Origin of the sequence: Kosakonia sp. CFBP8986 (assembly GCF_034044935.1) — a bacterium.
Taxonomy (GTDB): Bacteria; Pseudomonadota; Gammaproteobacteria; order Enterobacterales; family Enterobacteriaceae; genus Kosakonia; species Kosakonia cowanii.
In genome coordinates this window covers 1-15,202 of record NZ_JAXCXB010000018.1, presented here as the reverse complement: position 1 = coordinate 15,202, position 15,202 = coordinate 1, and the positions used below count along the sequence as shown (strand labels likewise).

The 15,202-nt window shown below is 60.9% G+C and carries 14 protein-coding genes; 9 read left to right on the top strand and 5 right to left on the bottom strand.

All coding sequences use genetic code 11. The features are described from left to right. Window positions 1–499 precede the first annotated feature (499 nt). From fepC to fepD, 3 genes are read right to left on the bottom strand one after another with little or no spacing between them, the layout of a single operon-like run. Window positions 500–1,297 carry an iron-enterobactin ABC transporter ATP-binding protein gene (fepC, locus tag SOM48_RS22505; RefSeq protein WP_042713302.1) on the bottom strand — a complete coding sequence of 266 codons (798 nt, stop codon included), beginning with the start codon at window positions 1,295–1,297 and terminating at the stop codon, window positions 500–502. Further along, window positions 1,294–2,286, bottom strand: a complete 993-nt coding sequence (fepG, locus tag SOM48_RS22500; RefSeq protein ID WP_139965472.1) for an iron-enterobactin ABC transporter permease — start codon at window positions 2,284–2,286, stop codon at window positions 1,294–1,296. The genes fepC and fepG overlap by 4 nt, the downstream gene beginning before the upstream one ends. Then, entirely contained in the window at window positions 2,283–3,287 is a 1,005-nt protein-coding gene (gene fepD / locus SOM48_RS22495) for a Fe(3+)-siderophore ABC transporter permease (protein WP_054804592.1), read from the bottom strand. Before fepD ends, fepG begins: the two co-directional genes overlap by 4 nt. A 112-nt stretch (window positions 3,288–3,399) precedes the next feature. On the opposite strand from fepD, the gene entS reads away from it, so the two are divergent. Further along, a complete protein-coding gene (gene entS / locus SOM48_RS22490) occupies window positions 3,400–4,635 on the top strand; it encodes an enterobactin transporter EntS (protein ID WP_128483442.1) in 1,236 nt (411 codons plus the stop codon). Between the two features lie 274 nt (window positions 4,636–4,909). On the opposite strand, the gene fepB is transcribed toward entS, so the two are convergent. Continuing rightward, window positions 4,910–5,836 (bottom strand): Fe2+-enterobactin ABC transporter substrate-binding protein, encoded by a 927-nt coding sequence (fepB, locus tag SOM48_RS22485; protein WP_414672807.1) that lies wholly within the window; start codon window positions 5,834–5,836, stop codon window positions 4,910–4,912. A gap of 218 nt (window positions 5,837–6,054) precedes the next feature. Between fepB and entC the strand changes: the two genes are divergently transcribed. The 7 genes from entC to SOM48_RS22450 all read left to right on the top strand — a co-directional run bounded on the left by entC (window position 6,055) and on the right by SOM48_RS22450 (window position 13,351). Further along, the gene (gene entC, locus SOM48_RS22480) at window positions 6,055–7,230 is read left to right on the top strand and encodes an isochorismate synthase EntC (protein WP_320513055.1); all 1,176 of its coding nucleotides are present in this window, start codon (window positions 6,055–6,057) and stop codon (window positions 7,228–7,230) included. Between the two features lie 9 nt (window positions 7,231–7,239). After that, on the top strand, window positions 7,240–8,838 hold the full coding sequence (gene entE, locus SOM48_RS22475; protein WP_320513054.1) for a (2,3-dihydroxybenzoyl)adenylate synthase EntE: 1,599 nt from the start codon (window positions 7,240–7,242) through the stop codon (window positions 8,836–8,838). A gap of 10 nt (window positions 8,839–8,848) precedes the next feature. Beyond that, on the top strand, window positions 8,849–9,700 hold the full coding sequence (locus SOM48_RS22470) for an isochorismatase (RefSeq protein ID WP_023479247.1): 852 nt from the start codon (window positions 8,849–8,851) through the stop codon (window positions 9,698–9,700). Beyond that, window positions 9,700–10,455, top strand: coding sequence for a 2,3-dihydro-2,3-dihydroxybenzoate dehydrogenase EntA (entA, locus tag SOM48_RS22465; RefSeq protein WP_313278438.1), 756 nt, complete (start codon window positions 9,700–9,702; stop codon window positions 10,453–10,455). The genes SOM48_RS22470 and entA overlap by 1 nt, the downstream gene beginning before the upstream one ends. Beyond that, entirely contained in the window at window positions 10,455–10,868 is a 414-nt protein-coding gene (gene entH, locus SOM48_RS22460) for a proofreading thioesterase EntH (protein ID WP_054804598.1), read from the top strand. The genes entA and entH overlap by 1 nt, the downstream gene beginning before the upstream one ends. Window positions 10,869–11,033: 165 nt before the next feature. After that, the gene (gene cstA / locus SOM48_RS22455; RefSeq protein WP_313278436.1) at window positions 11,034–13,139 is read left to right on the top strand and encodes a pyruvate/proton symporter CstA; all 2,106 of its coding nucleotides are present in this window, start codon (window positions 11,034–11,036) and stop codon (window positions 13,137–13,139) included. Between the two features lie 14 nt (window positions 13,140–13,153). Further along, window positions 13,154–13,351, top strand: a complete 198-nt coding sequence (locus tag SOM48_RS22450; protein ID WP_000460621.1) for a YbdD/YjiX family protein — start codon at window positions 13,154–13,156, stop codon at window positions 13,349–13,351. A gap of 42 nt (window positions 13,352–13,393) precedes the next feature. Here the strand turns inward: SOM48_RS22450 and SOM48_RS22445 are convergent, their stop codons facing one another. Further along, entirely contained in the window at window positions 13,394–14,137 is a 744-nt protein-coding gene (locus SOM48_RS22445) for a 3-oxoacyl-ACP reductase family protein (protein ID WP_320513051.1), read from the bottom strand. Between the two features lie 107 nt (window positions 14,138–14,244). Between SOM48_RS22445 and SOM48_RS22440 the strand changes: the two genes are divergently transcribed. After that, window positions 14,245–14,838: a TetR/AcrR family transcriptional regulator gene (locus tag SOM48_RS22440; protein ID WP_320513049.1), complete on the top strand. Its 594-nt coding sequence runs from the start codon at window positions 14,245–14,247 to the stop codon at window positions 14,836–14,838. The last annotated feature ends 364 nt before the right edge of the window (window positions 14,839–15,202 follow it).

Genomic DNA, 15,202 nt, shown 5'->3' with positions numbered 1-15,202 from the left:
GACCGGTTCATACACCGCTCCCCCCTTGTCAATCCCCGCGGCCCCGCGAGGAAATCGGTGCTGCGCACTGCGCTCACCTCCCGCGTGCCTGACTGCGGCCGGCTCGACTCGACTTACTCGTCCCATCCATGGGACTCGCCCCTCCGGGGCCAGCGCAAGCGCTGTTCAAAATTGCTCCCGGCAATTTTGTCCCTGTCTCGGTTCGCCTCTGTCCGCCATCCATGGCGTCCAGACCTTGTCATTCCCGCTTCGGTTCGCCGATTTCAGCGGGGGTAAACAGCGTCGCTGCAAGATGGGGGCTGAATGAAAAATAGCTGTTGCTGGAACCGCGTAGGCCGGATAAGCGTGTAACGCGCCATCCGGCAATGGATGCGGAGATCATGCCGGATGGCGGCTTTGCCTTATCCGGCCTACGCGGTTTCAGTGGCTCTGTTTTCTGGGGGGATCATGTCGGATGGCGCATGAACGTTTATCCGGCAATGGGATTTGCCAACAACGTTCAACCGCTGCGCCCCAGCGGCACCACCAATGGGGTATGCGCTACCGGATCGTCAATGATCATACAGCGCAGCCCGTACACCTCCTCGATCAACCCGGCGGTGACAATCTCTTTCGGTGCGCCCTGCGCCACAATCTTCCCGTCGCGCAGGGCAATCAAATGGGTGGCGTAACGGCATGCCTGATTCAGATCATGCAGCACCGCCGCCAGCGTATACCCCTGCTCGCGGTTCAGTTCGCTGAGCAGCTCCAGCAGATCGATTTGATAACTGATATCAAGCCAGGTAGTCGGCTCATCAAGCAGCATAATCGCCGTCTCCTGTGCCAGCACCATGGCGATCCACGCCCGCTGGCGCTGCCCGCCGGAGAGCGTATCGACGCTCTGCTGCGCCAGGCTCTCCACGCCCGTGGCTTTCATCGCCCGCTTCACCGCTTCGTCATCCTCTTTGCGCCAGCGGGTAAAGAGCGGCTGATGCGGGTAACGCCCGCGCGCCACCAGCTCCTGCACCGTAATATCGCCAGGCGTGGTAGCGTTTTGCGCCAGCAGACCAATGCGACGCGCCACCTCTTTGCTGGCAAAGCGCTGGATCTGCTCGCCATCAAGGTAAACATGCCCTTCGCTCGGCGTCATCAGGCGGCTGAGGGTGCGTAAAAGGGTCGACTTCCCGCAGCCATTCGGGCCGATGATGGCGGTGAAATGGCCATCCGGAATGGCGACGCTCAGCTGCTCGGCAATCACTTTTTTGCCGTAGCCCAGGGTTAACGCTTCGCCGCGCAGACGGGGAGATAAGGCGCTCATTTCTTGCGGGACTCCTGAATTAACAAGGCGATAAGGTAAATACCGCCGAGGCTGACGGTGACCACGCCAACCGGTAGCTGATAAGGTGTAAAGCCGCGCTGGGCGATCATATCCGCCAGCAGCAGCAGCAGCGCGCCGCAGAGCGCGGACTGGGTTAACCCCCAGCGCGCCGTGCCGCTCAGGCGGCGGGCAATATGCGGTGCCACCAGTGCGATAAAGGAGATGGGGCCAGCAAGCGCCGTGGCGGCTGCGGTCAGCGCCACCGCTACCAGCATCAGCAGCAAACGCGAGCGCTCAACGTTGACGCCCAGCGCGCAGGCGCTGTCGTCGCCCATCTCCAGCAGCCGCATGCGCCGTGCCAGCAGGGCGGCGAAAAAAAACATCGCCAGCATAATCGGCACCGACGGCAGCGTTTTTGCCCACGTCAGGCCATTGAGCGATCCGGCGTTCCATAGCCCGGCGGAGAGCGCCGTTTCAAGCGACGCTTTCAGCAGCAGCCAGGTGTTGAAGGCCACCAGCATCGCGCGTACGCCAATGCCGACAATAATCAGGCGGAAGGTTTCAATGCCGTTGCGCCAGGCCAGCAGCCACACCAGCAGCGAAGTAAGGATGCCGCCCGCCATCGCTGCCAGCGCAATCGCCGTCAGATGCTGGCCAAACAGCACCATCGCCACCAGCACACCGCTCCAGGCTCCGGTGTTAAAGCCCATGACATCCGGGCTGCCGAGCGGGTTACGCATCAGCGACTGGAAAATCGCACCGCTGACGCCAAGCGCTGCGCCAACCACCAGCGCCATTAACACTCGCGGCAAGCGCCACTCCATCACCACCAGCTGCATTGCGCGCGGCGCAGCACCGCTTAGCGCGTCGAAAACCTGCGTGAAGGTGAGCATCACCGTACCGCTGCGCAACCCCCAGGCTGCGAGCAGCAGGGCGGCGATAACCATCAGCAGGCAGCTGGCCACTAAACGGCGGGAGGGCGCGATCATAAGCCGCCTCCGCGCGCGCGGCGCACCAGCAGGATCAGCATCGGCGCGCCGATAAAGGCGCTCACCACCGAGACGCGCAGTTCGCCGGGCACAATTACGCGGCCAATGATATCGGCAAACAGCAGCAGAGCAGGGGTGGCAATTAACGTGACAGGAAGCGACCAGCGGTGATCGGCCCCAACCAGCCCGCGCGCCAGGTGGGGCATCATCAGACCGATAAAGGCGATGGGGCCGACGACCGCCGTGGCGCTGCCGCAGAGCACGGTTATCGCCAGTAAACCCAGCAACTGGGTGCGCGCCACTTTGCTGCCAAGCGCCGTCGCTGTATCGCTGCCGAGGCTCAGGCTGTTAAGTGCACGGCTCAACATCAAGGCGACGCCCGCCGCCAGCAGCACCGGGATCAGCACCACGCGCAGGGTTGCCAGCGTACGAATATCAAGGGAACCGGCCTGCCAGAAACGCAGCTGATCGTAGACATCAGCATTGAGCAGCGAAATGCCGCTGGAGAGACCGTCGAGCACGGCGGTGAGCGCCACGCCCGCGAGTGTTAAGCGCACCGGGCTAAGCTGGCCGCCGCCCTGGCTGCCGGTAAACGCCACTAACAGCGAGGCGGCGAATGCGCCGCAAAAGGCGAACAGCAGCTGCTCCGTTGGCGTGGTCGCGCCGAGCAGCGCGGCGCCGAGCACAATGGCGAAACTGGCGCCCGCATTGACGCCTAAAAGGCCCGGGTCAGCCAGCGGGTTGCGCGTCAGGGTTTGCATCAGCGCACCGGCAAGGCCAAGCGCGCCGCCGGCGAGTAAGCCTGCCAGCGTGCGCGGCAGGCGCGCATCGCGAATGATGGTGCAATCTGCGCTGTGGCAAGCGCCAAAAAGGGCGTCGGAGATGACCGCGGCAGGCATCGGTTTTGCGCCAATAAACAGGCTCAGTGCCGCAGCAAATATAAGCAGTATCAATAGCCCGACGAGAACCAATACGCGCGCCGGGGAAGCAGAAAACGACATAAAAATCCCAATTTTGATAATGATAGTAATTATCGTTATCGATCCTGTTTTGTTATGTTACCATGCGCAGCCTGAGATTGGACACAGAAAGTATGGAATACAAGGTCTTGTAATGAAGCAACACTCCTGGCTGCTGAATCTCAGCCTGCTGCGGACACATCCGGCTTATCGCGCCGTTTTCCTCGCGCGATTTATCTCAATCTTATCGCTGGGCTTACTGGGCGTGGCAGTACCGGTGCAGATCCAGGCGATGACTCACTCCAGCTGGCAGGTCGGGCTTGCCGTGACGCTGACCGGCGGCGCAATGTTTGTCGGCCTGATGCTCGGCGGCGTGCTGGCGGATCGTTTTGAACGTAAAAAGCTGATTCTGCTGGCGCGATCCACCTGCGGTATCGGCTTTATTGGTCTCTTTCTCAATGCACTGTTACCCGCGCCGTTGCTGTCGGCGATCTATCTGCTTGGCGTGTGGGATGGCTTTTTCGGCGCGCTTGGCGTGACGGCGCTGCTGGCGGCAACGCCTGCGCTGGTCGGGCGGGAAAACCTGATGCAGGCGGGGGCGATCACCATGCTCACCGTGCGCATCGGTTCGGTGATTTCGCCGATGGTTGGCGGCCTGCTGCTGGCCTCCGGCGGCGTGGCGTGGAACTACGGTCTGGCGGCGGCGGGCACCTTTATCACCCTGCTGCCACTGCTGACGCTGCCTGCGCTCCCACCGCCGCCGCAACCGCGCGAACACCCGCTTAAATCTCTTGCCGCTGCGCTGCACTTTCTGCTGCGTAACCCGTTAGTTGGCGGCATTGCGCTGCTCGGCGGCCTGCTGACGATGGCCAGCGCCGTGCGCGTGCTCTACCCGGCACTGGCGATGAGCTGGCAGATGTCGGCGGCGGAGATTGGCGTGCTTTATGCTGCACTGCCGCTCGGCGCAGCCATCGGCGCATTGACCAGCGGTCGGCTGGCGCACAGCGAGCGGCCCGGCATCATCATGTTGCTGACCAGTGTCGGCGCGTTTATCGCCATTGCGCTCTTTAGCCTGATGCCCGTCTGGCCGCTCGGCGTGCTCTTTCTCGCACTCTGCGGCTGGCTGACGGCGGTGAGTTCGCTGCTGCAATACACCCTGTTGCAAACCCAGACTCCGGAAGCGATGCTCGGGCGCATTAACGGCTTATGGACGGCGCAAAACGTCACCGGCGACGCCATCGGCGCGGCGTTGCTGGGCGCAATGGGATCGATGCTTACACCTGCCGCCTCGGCGAGCTTCAGCGGGCTGGCGTTAGCGATAGTGGGATTAGTGCTGGTTCTCATACTCGGCGAACTACGCCGTTTCCGACAGGTTCAGTCCGGCGCATAAAACGCTCCGGTGGCGTTAACGTCACCGGAGCTTCAGCGTTACGGCGATCTGATCACCCCTTGACTGCAAACGGGATGCCTGCACAGGCCGGATAAGTCACGACCCTTATCTGGCAAAGTGCAGTTCGTAGTAGGCCGGATAAGCGTCAGCGCCATCCGGCAGAGGTGAGGATTTTTGTAGGCCGGATAAGCGTTAGCGCCATCCGGCAGAGGTGAGGGTTTTTGTAGGCCGGATAAGCGCAGCGCCATCCGGCAATAAGACTTGCGCCAAACCCTCAGCCAAACAGCGCGGACAAGCGCTGCAACACGCGGGTTGCGCTGTAGTAATCAAGCCGGAAGGTCTCGGCACCCAGCGCATAAACCCGCTTATTGCGTACTGCGGGAAGATGCGCCAGCAGCGGATTAGCGCTCAGGGCGTCGGCCTCTTTTTGATCGCCGGCGAACAGGAACAGCGCTTCGCCATTCAGCCCGGCGGCGAGGTTTTCACCGCCAAGTTGCACGATGTCATGGCGCTTACCCTGGCTCTGGCTCGCCTGCAGTCCAGCCGGCAGCGGCGCGAGGGTAAAACCGAGCTGTTGCATTAACTGGCCCTGCGCGGAGTCGCGGGTCCAGAGATTCGCGCTGTGCGCGGCGGGCGTATAAACCAGCGCGCTCACCGGCTGCGGCGGCAGTTTCATGTGCGTTTTTGCCGCTGCCAGCTGCTGATTGAACTCAGTGATGCGCGCGGCGGCCTGCTGCTCGTGGCCGGTGATTTCGCCAAGCTGGGTAAGCAGCGCCTGCCAGCTCTTATCGTCGTAATTGATGATAAGCGTCGGCGCGATCGTCGAGAGCTGATCGTAGAGCGCCAGCGCCGAGTCGCCGCCGGTAGCGCTGATCAAAATCAGATCCGGCATCTGCGCGGCAACCGCTTCGGCATTGGCTTCGCCGATGTAGAGACGCGCGACGTTGCGCTGTTTGGCAATCTCGCCCCACTGGCGCAAAAAGCCCTGATCGTCGGCAAAACGGTTATTTGGCGTCGTTGCGCCGCTGGCGACCACTGGCGCATCAATCGCCAGCAGCGAGCCGGTGAGGGTAACGCTTGTGGAAACAATGCGCTGCGGCGCGCTGGCAAGCTGATGCACGCCGCGGCTGTCGGTCACCTGGCGCGGCCAGTCGGCGGCGCAGGCTGAGTTAAGTCCTAAAACGAAAACGCCCACTAACAGAGCGTGTTTACGACACCAGCTAAGAAAATTCACAACGTGAGTCCTGTTTCTGTTGAAGTTAATGCTTCTCATTTTCATCGTTGAGCGTCATGGATGCAAGTTGTGGCAGTGCGAGAGGAGATTCTGCTGTTGACATCACCGGCAATAACTTTTTATCTTACTGCACCAAACAAAAATGATAATCATTCTTAATACATTTATCATTGCCGGAGGATGATATGGATACGTCATTGGCTGAAGAGATCCAGCTGTCTGCAACGACACTGGCCGCCGATCAATTTTTCTTTATGTCGCCGTACCGCAGCTTCACCACGTTGGGGTGTGTTGCGCGTTTCTCAGAGCCGGCAGTGGGAGGTGATGCGCCAGACAGTGCCTTCCAGCAAAAACTGGCGCAGGCGTTTGCCGATGCCAGAGCGCAGGGCATCGCGCGGCCGATTATGGTCGGCGCTATCCCGTTTGATACCACGCAGCCTTCGGCACTCTTTATCCCTCAACGCTGGCAGAGCTTCTCCCGCCCGGAAAAACAGCGCGCTGCACGCTACTTCAACAGCGGCGCGATGCCGAATGTGAAAGCGCAAACAGCGGTGCCGGAGCAGGATCTGTTTATGGAGATGGTGGCGAATGCCTCCGCGCGCACCGCAACGCCGGAAGTGGACAAAGTGGTGCTCTCGCGCCTGATTGAGATCGCAACTGACCGCCCGGTCGACAGCGGCGTGCTGCTTGAGCGCTTAATTGCGCAGAACCCCGCCAGTTTCAACTTCCACGTTCCGCTGCCCGATGGCGGCGCGCTGCTGGGCGCCAGCCCGGAGTTGCTGTTGCGCAAAGAGGGCGATCACTTCAGCTCTCTGCCGCTGGCCGGTTCGGCGCGCCGTCAGCCTGATGACATGCTCGATCGCGAAGCGGGCAACAAACTGCTGGCCTCAGAAAAAGATCGCCATGAGCACGAACTGGTGACTCAGGCGATGAAAAAAGTGCTGCAACCACGCAGTCGCATGCTGACGCTGCCGTCGTCGCCGCAACTGGTGAATACGCCGACGCTGTGGCATCTGGCAACGCCGATTGAGGGCACGGCAAAAGAGGGTGAAAACGCCTTAACGCTCGCCTGCCTGCTCCATCCGACACCCGCGCTGAGCGGCTTCCCGCACCAGGTTGCGAAGAAAATAATCGCCGAGCTTGAGCCGTTTAACCGCGAACTCTTCGGCGGCATTGTCGGCTGGTGCGATGCGGAAGGAAACGGCGAGTGGGTGGTTACCATCCGCTGCGCGCGCATCCGCGACAACAACGTCCGCCTGTTTGCCGGAGCCGGGATTGTCCCCGCCTCGTCGCCGCTCGCTGAATGGCGCGAAACCGGCGTCAAATTGACCACCATGTTGAACGCCTTCGGTTTGCATTAAGGAGCCACAGTGACCATTCCTTTTAGCCGCTGGCCGCAAGAGTTTGCCCGTCGTTACCGTGAAAAGGGCTACTGGCAGGATCTGCCGCTGAGCGATATTTTGACCCGCCACGCTGCCAGCGAAGCCGTTGCGGTAATCGACGGCGATCGCGAGTTAAGCTACCGCCAGCTGCATGCCGCCTCGGACAACCTCGCCTGCGCATTACAGTCGATGGGCATTGCGCGCGGTGATACCGCGCTGGTGCAACTGGGCAATGTCGCCGAGTTTTACATCACCTTTTTCGCCCTGCTGAAAATCGGCGTCGCGCCGGTGAACGCGCTCTTCAGCCATCAGCGCAGCGAGCTCAACGCCTACGCGGCGCAAATCAAACCTGCGCTGCTGATTGCCGATCGCGCCCACGGGCTGTTTGCCGATGACGCTTTCCTCCGCGCGCTGGAAAACGATCACCCGTCGCTGCGCGCCATTTTGCTGCGCGGCGAGTCGCTGGAGCAGGCGATTGCCCGCCCGGCAGATAATGTTACCGCTACGCCAACTCCGGCGGATGAGGTGGCTTTCTTCCAGCTCTCCGGCGGCAGCACTGGTACGCCGAAGCTGATCCCGCGCACGCACAATGACTATCTCTACAGCATTGTGCGCAGTAATGAGATTTGCCATTTCACGGCGCAAACCCGCTACCTCTGCGCCTTACCGGCGGCGCACAACTACCCGTTAAGTTCGCCCGGTGCGCTCGGCGTCTTCCTGGCTGGCGGGTGTGTGGTGCTGGCGAGCGATCCCAGTGCTACGCTCTGTTTCCCGCTGATTGAAAAACATCAGATTAATGTCACCGCGCTGGTGCCCCCGGCGGTCAGCCTCTGGTTACAGGCGATAGCCGAGTGGGGCAGCAATGCTCAGCTTGCCTCGCTGAAACTGCTGCAAGTGGGCGGCGCGCGGCTCTCCGCAACGCTGGCGGCGCGTATTCCGGCGGAGATTGGCTGTCAGCTCCAGCAGGTGTTCGGCATGGCAGAAGGGCTGGTGAACTACACCCGCCTCGACGATCCGCTGGAGCGCATCATCAACACCCAGGGCCGCCCGATGTCGCCGGATGATGAGGTGTGGGTCGCCGATGAGCACGGCAACCCGCTGCCCGCAGGGGAGACCGGACGCCTGATGACGCGCGGCCCCTATACCTTCCGCGGCTACTTCAACAGCCCGCAGCACAACGCCAGCGCTTTTGATGCTGAGGGCTTCTACTGCTCGGGCGATCTCATCGCCATTGATGAGCAGGGCTACATCACCGTGCAGGGACGGGAAAAAGATCAGATCAACCGCGGCGGCGAGAAGATTGCCGCCGAGGAGATCGAAAACCTGCTGCTGCGCCATGAAGCGGTGATCCACGCCGCGCTTGTGAGCATGGAGGACAGCCTGCTCGGCGAGAAGAGCTGCGCGTATCTGGTGGTGAAAACCCCGCTGCGCGCGGTGGCGATCCGCCGCTTCTTGCGCGAGCAGGGCGTGGCGGAGTTTAAGCTGCCGGATCGCGTCGAGTGCCTTGAAGCGCTGCCGCTGACGCCGGTAGGAAAAGTTGACAAGAAACAGTTACGCCAGTGGGTAGCACAACGCACCCCGGCGTAAAGGAGAGAAGATGGCAATCCCAAAACTACAGGGCTACGCGCTGCCCGCAGCGGCTGATATCCCGGACAATAAAGTGAACTGGTCGTTTGAGCCCGCCCGTGCGGCGCTGTTGATCCATGATATGCAGGACTATTTTGTTAATTTCTGGGGCGATAACTGTCCGATGATGCAGCAAGTGGTGGCGAACATCGCCGCGCTGCGTCACTTCTGCAAACAGCACAATATTCCGGTCTACTACACCGCGCAGCCGAAAGAGCAGAGCGATGAAGATCGCGCGCTGCTGAACGACATGTGGGGGCCGGGCCTGACCCGCTCGCCGGAGCAGCAGCAGATCGTCAGCGAGCTGGCACCGGACGAGGCCGACACTGTGCTGGTGAAGTGGCGCTACAGCGCGTTTCACCGCTCGCCGCTGGAGCAGATGCTGAAAGAGACCGGCCGCAACCAGCTGCTGATCACCGGCGTCTATTCGCATATCGGCTGTATGACCACCGCCACCGACGCCTTTATGCGCGATATCAAGCCGTTTATGGTGGCCGATGCGCTGGCGGATTTCAGCCGCGAAGAGCACTTAATGTCGCTCAACTATGTCGCCGGGCGTTCCGGCCGCGTGGTGCTGACGCAAGAGCTGCTGCCGCTACCGGCAAGTAAAGCGGCACTGCGTGAAATCATCCTGCCGTTGCTGGATGAATCCGACGAGCCGCTGGATGACGAAAACCTGATTGATTACGGCCTCGATTCGGTGCGCATGATGGCGCTCGCCGCCCGCTGGCGCAAAGTGCATGGCGATATCGATTTTGTCATGCTGGCGAAAAAACCAACCATTGATGCCTGGTGGGCGCTGCTCGCGCGCGGGGTGCAGTGATGGCGAGCCTCGATTTCAGCGGACGCAGCGTCTGGGTGAGCGGGGCAGGGAAGGGGATCGGCTATGCCACTGCGCTCGCCTTCGTTGAGGCCGGCGCGCAGGTGACCGGCTTCGATCTCGCCTTTAATGGCGAGGACTATCCATTTGCCTGTGAAACGCTGGATATCGCCGACGCCGCGCAGGTTGCCGCCGTCTGCGAGCGCCTGCTGGCAAACAACGCGCCGCTGGATGTGCTGGTCAATGCCGCGGGCATTTTGCATATGGGCGCAACGGATGCGCTCTCTGACAAAGAGTGGCAGCAGACGTTCACTGTTAACGTCGGCGGTGCCTTTAACCTCTTTCGCCAGACGATGGCGCACTTTCGCCGCCAACAGCGCGGAGCGATTGTCACCGTCTGCTCTGACGCCGCGCACACGCCGCGCATCGGCATGAGTGCTTATGGCGCGTCGAAAGCGGCGCTGAAAAGCCTGGCCCTGACCGTCGGTCTTGAGCTGGCTGCCAGCCACGTACGCTGCAATATCGTCTCGCCGGGTTCGACCGACACCGATATGCAGCGCACGCTGTGGGTGAGCGACGATGCGGAGCAGCAGCGCATTCGCGGCTTCGGCGAGCAGTTCAAGCTCGGCATTCCGCTGGGGAAAATCGCCCGTCCGCAGGAGGTGGCGAACACCATTTTGTTCCTCGCCTCCGATCTCGCCAGCCACATTACGCTACAGGATATCGTGGTGGATGGTGGCTCGACGCTGGGGGCATGATGATCTGGAAACGTCACTTAACGCTGGAGGCGCTTAATGCCACCAGCGATAACACCCTGATCGGGCATCTGGCGATTACCTATACCCGCATCGGGGATGATTTTCTCGAAGCGGAGATGCCGGTCGATAGTCGTACGCATCAGCCGTTTGGCCTGTTGCACGGCGGCGCGTCGGCGGCGCTGGCGGAAACGCTGGGTTCAATGGCCGGTTATATGATGACCCGCGACGGGCAGTGCGTGGTCGGCACCGAGCTTAACGCCACCCATCACCGCGCGGTGGCGCACGGCACAGTGCGCGGCGTTTGCCAGCCGCTGCATCTTGGCCGCCAGAATCAGAGCTGGGAGATCGTGGTGTTTGATGAACAGGGGCGGCGCTGCGCAACCTGTCGCCTCAGCACCGCGGTCCTCGGCTAACCCTTCGCCCTCCGGCTCAGGAGGGCATTCTTGCGATCCCGTTAACACAATCAACCAAATGCCGTGCGGCAGGCCGCCTTTCCTGTGTTTCAAAGTTGTTAAGTTCTTTGAGTTGATATAGAAACAAAATGTAACATCTCTCTGTCTCTCAAACGGATAACCGCTATGAACAACCCAGGGAAATACCTTGTTTGGGGCGCGCTCTCGCTTGTTGGCGCGTTTGCCCTCGGCTATATCGCTCTGAATCGCGGCGAACCGATCAACGCACTCTGGATCGTGGTCGCAGCCGTCTGTATTTACCTCATTGCTTACCGTTTTTATGGTCTCTATATCGCCAAAAATGTGCTGCAGGTTGACCCGACGCGCATGACCCCGGCGGTGCGCTACAACGACGGCCTCGACTATGTGCCGACAGACAAAAAAGTGCTGTTCGGTCACCATTTTGCAGCGATTGCAGGCGCAGGCCCGCTGGTTGGCCCGGTGCTGGCGGCGCAGATGGGTTATCTGCCCGGCATGATCTGGATCCTCGCAGGCGTGGTGTTAGCCGGTGCGGTGCAGGATTTTATGGTGCTCTTTATCTCCACCCGCCGCGACGGGCGCTCCCTTGGCGAGATGGTGAAGGCAGAGATGGGGCCGACCGTCGGCGTGATCGCACTGGTGGCGACCTTTATGATCATGGTGATTATCCTCGCGGTGCTGGCGATGATTGTCGTCAAAGCACTGACCCACAGCCCGTGGGGCACCTATACAGTGGCGTTCACCATTCCGCTGGCGGTGTTTATGGGCATCTATATTCGTTACCTGCGCCCGGGGCGCATTGGCGAAGTGTCGGTGATTGGCCTGGTGCTGCTGGTGTTCGCCATTATCTCCGGCGGCTGGGTCGCCGAAAGCCCGACCTGGGCACCGTGGTTTGATTTCACCGGCGTGCAGCTCACCTGGATGCTGGTCGGTTACGGTTTTGTCGCCTCGGTGCTGCCGGTGTGGCTGCTGCTGGCCCCGCGCGATTACCTCTCCACCTTCCTGAAAATCGGCACCATTATTGGCCTGGCGATTGGCATTCTGATTATGCGCCCGACGTTGACGATGCCCGCGCTGACCAAGTTTGTCGATGGCACCGGCCCGGTGTGGACCGGTAATCTCTTCCCGTTCCTCTTTATCACCATCGCCTGCGGCGCGGTCTCCGGCTTCCACGCGCTGATTTCCTCCGGCACTACACCGAAGATGCTCGCCAGCGAAGGGCAGGCCTGCTTTATCGGCTACGGCGGCATGTTGATGGAGTCGTTTGTGGCGATCATGGCACTGGTCTCGGCGTGCATTATCGATCCGGGCGTCTATTTTGCGATGAACAGCCCGATGGCGGTGCTGGCACCGGCGGGCACCACCGATGTGGTGGCATCTGCGGCGCAGGTGGTGAGCAACTGGGGCTTTACCATTACGCCGGATGCGCTGCGGCAGATTGCCGATGAAGTGGGCGAGCAGTCGATCATCTCGCGGGCGGGCGGGGCACCGACGCTGGCGGTCGGCATGGCCTATATTCTGCACGGCGCGCTCGGCGGCCTGATGGATGTCTCCTTCTGGTATCACTTTGCGATTCTGTTTGAGGCGCTGTTTATTCTGACGGCGGTGGATGCCGGAACCCGCGCGGCGCGCTTTATGTTGCAGGATCTGCTGGGGGTCATCTCCCCGACGCTGAAACGCACCGAATCGCTGCCCGCTAACCTGCTTGCCACCGCGCTCTGCGTGCTGGCGTGGGGCTACTTCCTGCATCAGGGAGTGGTCGATCCGCTGGGCGGTATCAATACGTTATGGCCGCTGTTTGGTATCGCCAACCAGATGCTGGCCGGCATGGCGCTGATGCTCTGTGCGGTGGTGCTGTTCAAGATGAAGCGCCAGCGCTACGCATGGGTGGCGTTAGTGCCAACGGCCTGGCTGCTGGTCTGTACGCTGACCGCTGGCTGGCAGAAGACCTTCAGTCCGGATAACAAAGTGGGCTTCCTTGCGATTGCCAATAAGTTCCAGGCGATGATCGACAGCGGCAATATTCCGGCGCAGTATACCCAGTCTCAGCTGGCGCAGCTGGTGTTTAACAACCGTCTCGATGCCGGGTTAACGCTCTTCTTTATGGTTGTGGTAGTGGTACTGGCGTTCTACTCGCTGAAGACCGCGCTGGCGGCGCTGAAAGCGGATCACCCGACGGCGCAAGAGACACCTTACGAAGCGATGCCGGAAAACGTTGATCAGGTTGTGGCGCGCGCCAAAAACGCGCACTAAGCGAAGGAGCAGATATGTTCGATACGCTCTCAAAAGCGGGCAAATACTTAGGCCAGGCGGCAAAGATGATGATTGGCGTGCCGGATTATGACAACTACGTTGAGCATATGCGCGTCACTCACCCGGACCAGACGCCGATGACCTACGAGGAGTTTTTCCGTGAGCGCCAGGATGCGCGCTACGGTGGCAAAGGCGGCGCACGCTGCTGTTAACGACAAAAGGCGGCACACTGTGCCGCCTTTTTTTGCCGCTCATCAGGCATTGGTTCCGCCATCCACCACAATATCCGCGCCGGTAATATGCTTCGCCGCCGGGCTGGCAAGAAACGCCACTGCTTCGGCAATATCCTGCGGCTCGCCGTAGTGGCCTAACGCCGTGAAACTGCGCTGCTCGTCTGCCTGCGCGCCATCCGCCGGGTTCATATCGCTGTCCGTCGAGCCGGGTTTCACCATATTGACCGTGATGCCGCGCGCGCCCAGATCCCGCGCCAGCCCGCGCGTCAGGGAGTTAAGCGCCGATTTGGTCATGGAATAAATCGTGACGCCTTTAAACGGCACCTGGTCGGAGAGGTTACTGCCGATGTTAATGATGCGCGCGCCATCCGGCAGGTGTGCCAGCGCCGCCTGGGTGGTATAGACCACGCCGCGAATATTGACGTTGATCAGCGCGTCGATATCCTCTTGCGACATTGACTCCAGCGACCCGCCGCGCGCAATCCCGGCGTTATTGACCAGAATATCCAGCCCGCCCAGCTGCACCACCGCCTGTGCAACGGAGTCCTGTGCCGCCTGCGGATTGGCGCTGTCGGCCTTGATGGCGACGCCGTTGCGCCCAATCTCGCGGATCGCTTCAGCAACCGCTTCGGCTTTCTCTGCCGATTTTTCATAGGTGATGGCGACATCCGCCCCGGCGCGCGCCAGCGTTAAAGCGATGGCTTTACCGATACCCCGGCTTGCGCCAGTGACCAGCGCGCGTTTACCTGACAGTGAATATGACATGATGACTCCTGGATTATGTGTCGATTGATACATAATTAAAATAATCAGGCTTCCATCTATTCGTCAATATTATTAATATACCGATCAGCACAAAATGTGAGGAGCCGATGATGAGCCGGGGAAGACCGCGCGAGTTTGATCGAACAGAAGCGCTGAACAAGGCGATGTTGCTCTTCTGGCGCAAAGGGTATACCGCCACCTCGATGAGCGATCTCTATAAGGCGATGGGCATCAAGTCGCCGAGCCTTTATGCGGCGTTCGGCAGCAAAGAGAACCTCTACGACGAGGTGTTGCAGCACTACGAGCAGTGCGTTGCGCCGCTGATTTGGGGCGATATGGAGCAGGAGCCCTCGCCAAAACGCGCTGTCGCAAGCTGGCTTGAACGCTCAGCCGACATGCTGACGCGCTGCGATCTGCCGCACGGCTGCATGGTGACGCTTTCTGCTGTCGCCAGCGAAGGCAACGATCGGCTTGGTCAGCGCGTACAGGCTATGCGCAACGGCGGGATGGCGTTACTGAAGGCGCGTCTGGCGCAGGCACAAGCGCAGGGCGAACTGCCCGCCGATACCGATATTGATGCCCTGACCCGACTTTACACCAGCATCCAGCAGGGGATGTCGATCCAGGCGCGCGACGGCGCCAGCCGCGAAACGCTGCTCGGCATCGCCCGCATGGCGATGGGGCTGTGGCCAGCGGAGTAAAAACGGGTGAGTTGTAGGCCGGATAAGCGTGAGCGCCATCCGGCATATTCCGCGGCACCGATTGCCGGATGGCGGCTACGCCTTATCCGGCCTACAAAAACGTGCTTTCAGCGACACCGGTGCGGTTTTTATCTGCAATATGAAAGCGAGGGGTTGTGTCCCCGCTGAAATCGGCGAACCGGAGCGGGAATGACAAGGTCTGGACGCCATGGATGGCGGACAGAGGCGAACCGAGACATGGAGCGAGTCCCGGTAGGGCGAGCAGGTCGAGTCGAGCCGGCCGCAGTCAGGCACGCGGGAGGTGAGCGCAGTGCGCAGCACCGATTTCCTCGCGGGGCCGCGGGGATTGACAAGGGGGGAGCGG

What these genes read in the sequence shown, in the direction of transcription:
- fepC (WP_042713302.1), bottom strand. Translation starts at nt 1,297, where the DNA reads ATGAGCGCCTTATCTCCCCGTCTGCGCGGCGAAGCGTTAACCCTGGGC.
- fepG (WP_139965472.1), bottom strand. Translation starts at nt 2,286, where the DNA reads ATGATCGCGCCCTCCCGCCGTTTAGTGGCCAGCTGCCTGCTGATGGTT.
- fepD (WP_054804592.1), bottom strand. Translation starts at nt 3,287, where the DNA reads ATGTCGTTTTCTGCTTCCCCGGCGCGCGTATTGGTTCTCGTCGGGCTA.
- entS (WP_128483442.1), top strand. Translation starts at nt 3,400, where the DNA reads ATGAAGCAACACTCCTGGCTGCTGAATCTCAGCCTGCTGCGGACACAT.
- entC (WP_320513055.1), top strand. Translation starts at nt 6,055, where the DNA reads ATGGATACGTCATTGGCTGAAGAGATCCAGCTGTCTGCAACGACACTG.
- SOM48_RS22470 (WP_023479247.1), top strand. Translation starts at nt 8,849, where the DNA reads ATGGCAATCCCAAAACTACAGGGCTACGCGCTGCCCGCAGCGGCTGAT.
- entA (WP_313278438.1), top strand. Translation starts at nt 9,700, where the DNA reads ATGGCGAGCCTCGATTTCAGCGGACGCAGCGTCTGGGTGAGCGGGGCA.
- entH (WP_054804598.1), top strand. Translation starts at nt 10,455, where the DNA reads ATGATCTGGAAACGTCACTTAACGCTGGAGGCGCTTAATGCCACCAGC.
- cstA (WP_313278436.1), top strand. Translation starts at nt 11,034, where the DNA reads ATGAACAACCCAGGGAAATACCTTGTTTGGGGCGCGCTCTCGCTTGTT.
- SOM48_RS22450 (WP_000460621.1), top strand. Translation starts at nt 13,154, where the DNA reads ATGTTCGATACGCTCTCAAAAGCGGGCAAATACTTAGGCCAGGCGGCA.
- SOM48_RS22445 (WP_320513051.1), bottom strand. Translation starts at nt 14,137, where the DNA reads ATGTCATATTCACTGTCAGGTAAACGCGCGCTGGTCACTGGCGCAAGC.
- SOM48_RS22440 (WP_320513049.1), top strand. Translation starts at nt 14,245, where the DNA reads ATGATGAGCCGGGGAAGACCGCGCGAGTTTGATCGAACAGAAGCGCTG.